This window comes from Streptomyces sp. MBT53, assembly GCF_016654115.1.
Lineage (GTDB): Bacteria > Actinomycetota > Actinomycetes > Streptomycetales > Streptomycetaceae > Streptomyces.
On sequence record NZ_JAEQAZ010000304.1, the window covers coordinates 1 to 7,085 of the forward strand.

Annotated in this window: 7 protein-coding genes; 4 read left to right on the forward strand and 3 right to left on the reverse strand. The window is 72.3% G+C overall.

Annotated elements, in window-relative coordinates:
• From JHN45_RS48925 to JHN45_RS48935, 3 genes are all read left to right on the forward strand, one after another.
• Positions 1-594: DUF4253 domain-containing protein (locus JHN45_RS48925; RefSeq protein ID WP_236584955.1), on the forward strand; the 594-nt coding region annotated here is incomplete at its 5' end.
• A 91-nt stretch (positions 595-685) separates the two neighbouring features.
• Positions 686-1,618, forward strand: coding sequence for a bifunctional helix-turn-helix transcriptional regulator/GNAT family N-acetyltransferase (locus JHN45_RS48930; protein WP_201055946.1), 933 nt, complete (start codon positions 686-688; stop codon positions 1,616-1,618).
• A 17-nt stretch (positions 1,619-1,635) separates the two neighbouring features.
• Positions 1,636-2,436 (forward strand): sugar phosphate isomerase/epimerase, encoded by an 801-nt coding sequence (locus JHN45_RS48935; protein ID WP_201055947.1) that lies wholly within the window; start codon positions 1,636-1,638, stop codon positions 2,434-2,436.
• A 20-nt stretch (positions 2,437-2,456) separates the two neighbouring features.
• On the opposite strand, the gene JHN45_RS48940 is transcribed toward JHN45_RS48935, so the two are convergent.
• The 3 genes from JHN45_RS48940 to aroA are packed head-to-tail and all read right to left on the reverse strand — an operon-like array spanning position 2,457 to position 4,892.
• On the reverse strand, positions 2,457-3,026 hold the full coding sequence (locus tag JHN45_RS48940; RefSeq protein WP_201055950.1) for an alpha/beta hydrolase: 570 nt from the start codon (positions 3,024-3,026) through the stop codon (positions 2,457-2,459).
• Positions 3,023-3,640 (reverse strand): GNAT family N-acetyltransferase, encoded by a 618-nt coding sequence (locus JHN45_RS48945; protein ID WP_201055951.1) that lies wholly within the window; start codon positions 3,638-3,640, stop codon positions 3,023-3,025. Before JHN45_RS48945 ends, JHN45_RS48940 begins: the two co-directional genes overlap by 4 nt.
• Positions 3,641-3,650: 10 nt before the next feature.
• Positions 3,651-4,892, reverse strand: a complete 1,242-nt coding sequence (aroA, locus tag JHN45_RS48950) for a 3-phosphoshikimate 1-carboxyvinyltransferase (protein WP_201055952.1) — start codon at positions 4,890-4,892, stop codon at positions 3,651-3,653.
• 381 nt (positions 4,893-5,273) lie between these two features.
• Here aroA and JHN45_RS48955 point away from each other — a divergent pair, with 381 nt between their 5' ends.
• Positions 5,274-7,058 (forward strand): glycoside hydrolase family 3 protein, encoded by a 1,785-nt coding sequence (locus JHN45_RS48955; RefSeq protein ID WP_201055953.1) that lies wholly within the window; start codon positions 5,274-5,276, stop codon positions 7,056-7,058.
• Positions 7,059-7,085: the final 27 nt, after the last annotated feature.

Consider the following 7,085-nt stretch of genomic DNA (forward strand, 5'->3'; position numbering starts at 1 on the left):
GTCCGGCTCGACACCGAGCTCGCGGCGGACTTCGCCGAGTACCGGCGCCGACGGCTGCCCTACTGGTCGAGTCCGCCCGCGGCCGATGTCCTGCCGGACGACGACGATCCGGACGACATCGCGCCCTGGCCGCACGACCCGGGGCCGCCCTTCGAGTCCTGGCCCGGGCTCGCGCCGGCCGAGCCGGTGGCCGGTGCCGGGCCGAGCCCTGCGGAGACCGCGGGGTGGGCCGTGGGACAACTGCTCCGCACCGAGCCCTTCGTGCACACCTGCCAGCTGGCCCTGGTGCCCGCTCACCGCGCCGCCGACGTGCCGGCGATCGTCGGATGGTCGGCCGGCGCGCCGCTCTCGCTGCTGTGCGCGCTGTTGCGGAGCTGGGAGGAGCGGTTCGGGGCACGGGTCCTGTCCGGGTTCGGAGGCGCCCTGACCGTGTCGGTCGCCCGGCCGCCCCAGGACCTCACGCAGGCGGAGCGGCTCGCCCTGGAGCATGTGCTGACGACCGCCGACAACATCGTGGACGATCCACCGACCCCGTTCCCGGACTACGCGAACGAACTCCCAGGGCGCCATCTGTGGCGCCTCTGGTGGGACTAGACCGTTGCCTTGCCCACCCCGGAGGACTACGGTCAGAACCGCAATACCTCTGACTGAGTCAACTACCCTGAGCGAGCACCGGGGATCGATCATGACCGTCCAGGACATCCGTGCCTTCAACCGCTTCTACACGAACGTCATCGGCGCCCTCGACTACAGCCGCCACCTCTACGCCCCCTTCACCCTCACCGAGTCCCGCGTCCTGTACGAACTCGCGCACTCCCCGCACACGGACGCGGCCGACCTCCGTTCCGAACTGTCCCTGGACGCGGGGTACTTGAGCCGAATCCTGAACCGGTTCGAGCAGGACGGGCTGATCGAGCGGGCACCCTCGCAGCGGGATCCGCGGCGGCGGCAGATCACGCTCACCGCACGCGGGCGGGAGACCGCCGACCTGCTGGCCGAGCGGGCGGACGAATCCGTCGGCGCGCTGCTCGCGACCGTTCCGGCCACCGACCGTCCCCGGCTCTCCGAGGCGCTGCACACCGTACGCACCATCCTGTCGGACCCCCCGCCCACCCGGCCCGAGGACGTCGTGCTGCGGGAGCCCGGGCCCGGTGACCTCGGGTGGATCGTGCAGCGCAACGCGGCGCTGTACGCCGCCGAGTACGACTTCAACGCCGACTACGAAGGGCTCGTGGCGCGGATCGTCGCCGACTTCGCCGAGGATCACGACCCGCATCTGGAGCGGGTGTGGATCGCGGAGCTGGACGGGCGCCCGGTGGGGTGTGTGATGTGTGTGCGCGACGACGCCCCGGGGACCGCCCGGCTGCGGCTGCTGCTCGTCGAGCCGGACGCCCGGGGGCTTCGCATCGGGGACCAACTGGTCTCCGCGGTCGTCGAGTTCGCGCGCGGTGTCGGCTACCGCGACCTCGTGCTGTGGACCAACGACATCCTCGGCGCCGCCCGCCGCATCTACCAGCGGCACGGTTTCGTCCTGGTCGCCGAGAAGCCCCACCGCTCCTTCGGCCAGGACCTCGTCGGCCAGGACTGGCGCCTCGACCTGCACGGAAGTCGTGAGTGACGAGTAGGGTCGAGACCATGAAGTTCGCGTTCTCCACCCTCGGTGTCCCGGGGCTCCCCCTCGCCGACGTGCTGCACCTCGCCGTCACGCACGGCTACCACGGTGTCGAGTTGCGCGCGCACCCGGAGGAGCCCGTGCACCCCGGTATCGACGCCGCCCAACGGGCCGACGCGGTCGCCGAGTTCAAGGCGGCCGGGGTCGAAGTCCTGGGCCTCGCCGGGTACGCACGCGTGGCCGCGCCGGGCGACGACGACACCGTACTCACGGAGATCCGCGAACTCCTGGAGCTGGCACGGGACTTGGGGGCGCCCTACGTCCGCGTCTTCCCCGGCGGAGGCACCGAGCAGTCCGCCCATGAGGCCGACGCGACGGCCGCGCGGCGGCTGGGCACGGCGGCGGAGTGGGGCGCCGACCTCGGCGTACGGATCCTGCTGGAGACCCACGACTCCCACCGGACCGGCGCGGACGCGCTCCGCGTGCTCGGCCCGGTCGGGCACCGGCAGGTGGGCGCGCTCTGGGACGTCATGCACACCTGGCTGGGCGGCGAGCAGCCGGCGGAGACGCTGGCCGCGCTGGGCCCGTATCTCGGATACGTGCAGGTCAAGGACATCGCGTCGGCCGACGACACCACCCCGCTGCCGCTCGGCGCGGGCGTCCTGCCGCTCGCCGAGTGCGTGGAACTCCTGACCCGGCACGACTGGGACGGCTGGCTGTGCTGGGAGTACGAGAAGCGCTGGTACGAGACCGCCGCCCCGCTCCCCGAGCTGCTGGCCGCCGGTCACCACCATCTGGCACGGCTGCTCAACGACTCGGCGTAGGCCCGACGCGAACTCGAAGTTCATCGAGCCCTGAACCGCACCGCCTCGTCCAGACACCACTCCAGCACCGCGGGCCAGGAGCCGTACCCCGCGTTCAGGTCGAGGTGACCCGCGCCCGGGATGATCTCGGTGGGGATACCGAGCGGATCGCCGAAGACCGCGCGGGCGCCTTCCGGGCAGTACGGGTCGTCGTCGCCGGCGACCAGCCGGGTGACCCCGGGCAGCCTCAACTCGCCCGCGGGCGGCGCGAATTCGGCGATCTCCGGATGCCGTACGACGACGGAGGCGGACGGCGGTGCGACCAGCAGCACGCGGTCCACGTCACCGTCCCGGACCACCCCGCGGGCGACGGCGTGCAGCCACAGCAGGGCGGAGGCGCTGTGCGCGAGCACGACCCGCGGTCCGTCGAGACCGTCGAGGCCGCGGCGCAACTCCCCGAGCCACACGTCCAGTTCGGGGTCGTCGGGATCGGGCAGCTGCGGGTACGTCACCTCGTGGCCGAGCGCGCGCAGCCGGCCGGCGAGCCAGTGCTGCCAGTGGCCCTCCGGACGGCGGTTCTGCCAGCCGTGCAGGATGAGATACGCGCTCATGACCTGGACACCCGTTCCTCCAACGCCTTCCAGCACTCCGCCCACTCCTCCGCCGTGATCGAGTAGACCGCGGAGTCCCGCAGCCGCCCGTCCTCGCCCGGCGCCCAGGAGCGGGACCAGTTGCGCAGGACGCCCTCGAAGCGGGCGCCCACACGCTGGATCGCGGCGCGGGAGCGGTCGTTGCGGGCATCCGTCTTGAGGTCGACCCGGGAGACGTGCCACTCCTCGAAGGCGTGCCGGAACAGCAGGAGTTTGGCCTCGGTGTTGATGCCGGTGCCCTGCGCCGAACCCGCCAGCCAGGTGAACCCGACCTCGACGGCGTCGAGTTGATCGTCCGTCAGCCAGGACCGGGGTTCCCAGTAGGCCGTGGCGCCGACCGCCCGCCCGGTCGCCGTCGAGATCTGGGCGTACGGCGCGAGCATGCCCGTCGCCGCACGCGCCAGCTGGGCGTCGATGTACGCGCCGACCTGGTCCGCCCGAGGCACCCAGGTGAACGCGTACGCCCCCCGGTCCTCCTCCGCCGCCACCGCCAGATCGGCCGCGTGCCGGTGATCGAGCGGCTCCAGCCGCACCAGCTCACCCGTCAGGACCGGAGCCTTCAGCTCGAACCCCACACCGCTCCCCTCATACCGGCAACTGCCCCCGCAGCGCCCCGAACGCCTCGTGGAAACCCGGGAAAGTCTTGCGTACGCACCCCGGGTCGTCGAACGAAATACCGGGCACCCGCAGCCCGGTCACCGCGAAGGACATGACGATGCGATGGTCGCCGTAGGACTTGATCTCCGCGCCGACGGGAGCCTCCGAACCCGGGCGGATCTCGATCCAGTCGTCCCCCGTCACGACCTCCACGCCCAGCCGCCGCAGGTTCTCCGCGCAGGCCTCCAGCCGGTCGCACTCCTTGACGCGGGTGTTGCCGACGTCCTCGATGCGGACCGGTCCTGAGGCGAAGGGGGCGATCGCCGCCAGCGTCGGCATGGTGTCCGAGATGTCCCGCATGTTGACCGTGAGGCCGCGCAGTTCGCCCGTGCCGCGCACCCGGGTGCCGTGCGCGTCGGTCGTCACCTCCGCGCCCATGCGGCGCAGTACGTCGACGAAGCCCAGGTCGCCCTGGAGCGCGCCGGTGCCGAGCCCGGGGACGGTGACCTCGCCGCCGGTCACGGCCGCCGCGGCGAAGAAGTAGCTCGCGGTGGAGGCGTCCGGCTCGATGTCGTACGTGGTCGCGGTGTAGCCGCCCGGCGGGACGACGTAGACCGTGCCCTCCCTGCGCACCTCCACCCCGAACGACCGCATCATCGCGACGGTGATCTCGACGTAGGGCGCGGAGACGAGGTCCGTGACCCTGATCCGCAGGCCCTTCCTGGTCAGCGGGCCGAGCAGGAGCAGGGCGGTCAGGTACTGCGAGGACTGGCCGGCGTCGAGCACCACCTCGCCGCCCTCGACCCCGGACGCCTCGATGCGCAGCGGGTGGTGGCCCTCGGCCTCCTCGTGCCGCAGGTCCACACCCAGGTCGCGCAGAGCCTTGCTCAAGGGCCCCAGTGGCCGCCTGCGCATCTGCGGGGACGCGTCGAAGCGGAAGCTGCCGCGGCCGGCCGCCGCGAGGGTGGGCAGGAAACGGGCCGTGGTCGCGCCGTCCCGGCAGTACACGTCGGCCTCGGCGACCGCCGGTCCCTGCGGGCGCCCGTCGATCTGCCACGCGTCCGGGGTCCGGCCCACCCGGTAGCCGAGCCGGGTCAGTCCCTCCGCGAAGCCCTCGGTGTCGTCCGAGCGGAGCGGACGCCGGAGGGTGGTGACGCCGTCGGCCGCGGCGGCCAGGAAGAGCGCGCGGGCGGTGACGGACTTGGAACCGGGGATGTCGACTACGGGCATGTCCTCATGATCGGGCGGTGGCCGCCCGCCGCGCCGGGACGTCCACGGGATGGACGACCGCCGTTCGCCCGCGCGTACCTGTGCGTGACCGCATCCGTCCCGTTGTGCGCAGGTTCACCAACTTCCGGGAATCGGCCTCCGGACGGGAACCCGGGCCCGTTCCCCTCCGTCCAACCGGCATGCTGCCGGATGAGTCTCCGCGGTACGGCGTCGGCCTCGCTGCTGGCTGCGAACGCTGACCAACCCTCTCCTCCGTACCGCGGCCGGCAGCAAGCCGTCATCGGCGCGCCCCCCTCCAACTGCGCCGATGGCGGCCCCTCCCCTGGTTACTGTGCACTCCCCTGACCGGCGGAAACTCCCCGGAATCCGGAAGGAGCGCACATGCCCTCCAGACGTACCGTCCTCGCCGCGACCATGGGCGTCACCGCGTCCCTCGCGGTCGGCACCCCCGCCCACGCCGACGACACGGCACTCCGCTCGCTGATCTCCCGCATGCCCCTGGCGGAGAAGGTCGGCCAGCTCTTCGTGACGCGCGTCCACGGCCACTCCGCGACCGCCCCCGACCAGGCCGACGTCGACGCCAACCTGAGCGAGCTGGGGGTGCGCACGGCCGCCGAGCTGATCGCGAAGTACCGGGTCGGCGGGGTCATCTACTTCAGCTGGGCGCACAACACCCGCGACCCGCACCAGATCGCCGACCTCTCCAACGGCATCCAGAAGGCGTCACTGGCCCAGCCGCGCGGGCTGCCCGTACTGATCGCCACCGATCAGGAACACGGCATCGTCTGCCGGATCGGCAGGCCCGCCACCCTCTTCCCGGGAGCGATGGCGCTCGGCGCCGGCGGCTCCCGCACCGACGCCCGCACGGTCGGCCGGCTCTCCGGCGCCGAACTGCGCGCGATGGGCGTCAACCAGGACTACTCCCCCGACGCCGACGTGAACGTGAACCCGGCCAACCCGATCATCGGCGTACGGTCCTTCGGCGCCGACCCGGACGCGGTGGCGGGCCTGGTCGCCGCCGAGGTCACGGGGTACCAGGACAGCCGGGTCGCGGCGACCGCCAAGCACTTCCCCGGGCACGGGGACACCGCCGTCGACAGCCACACCGGGTTCCCCGTCATCACCCACAGCCGCGAACTGTGGGGAAAGCTCGACGCCGTCCCCTTCCGTGCCGCCGTCAAGGCCGGGATCGACGCGATCATGACCGCGCACCTCAAGGTCCCGGCCCTCGACGACTCCGGCGACCCGGCCACCCTCTCCCACCCCATCGTCACCGGAGTCCTGCGCGGCGAACTCGGCTACGACGGCGTCGTGGTCACCGACTCGCTGGGCATGGCGGGCGTCCGCCAGAAGTACGGCGACGACCGCGTACCGGTGCTCGCGCTGAAGGCCGGTGTCGACCAGCTCCTCGACCCGCCCTCCCTGGACATCGCCTGGAACGCCGTCATCAAGGCAGTGGGAAATGGGGAGTTGACGGAGTCGCGGATCGACGAGTCGGTGCTGCGGGTGCTGCGGCTCAAGTCACGGCTCGGACTCTTCGAAGAGCCGTACGTCAGCCGGGCGGGCGTGGACCTCGTGGTCGGCAGTGCCGAACATCTCGCCGCCGCCGACCGCATCGCCGAGCGCACCACCACCCTGCTGGTCAACAGGGCGGGCCTGCTCCCCCTGTCCCGCCGTACGCACGGGAACGTCCTGGTCGTCGGCGCCGACCCGGCCTCCCCGTCCGGTACGACGGGACCGCCGACCGGTGTACTGGCCGCGACCCTACGGGAGTCGGGCTTCACGGCGACCGTCCTGTCCACCGGCACCACCCCCTCCGCCGAAACCGTCACCAAGGCCGTGGCGGCGGCGCGGGCGGCGGACGCGGTCGTGGTGGCGACCTACAACGTCACCGCGACCGACCCTCAGAAGACCCTCGTCGAGCAACTGGTGGCCACCGGCACACCGATCGTGGCCGTCGCCGTCCGCAACCCCTACGATGTTGCCCAACTGGCTGCCGTCCCCGCCTACTTGGCGTCCTACTCCTGGACCGACGTCGAACTGCGGGCCGCGGCACGGGTGATCGCGGGCCGGGTTGCCCCGCGCGGGAAGCTCCCGGTGGCCGTGCAGCGTGCGGACGACCCGGCGCAGGTGCTGTATCCGGTCGGTCACGGACTGTCGTACTAGAGGTACGTCGGCCACCCGCCCCACCCC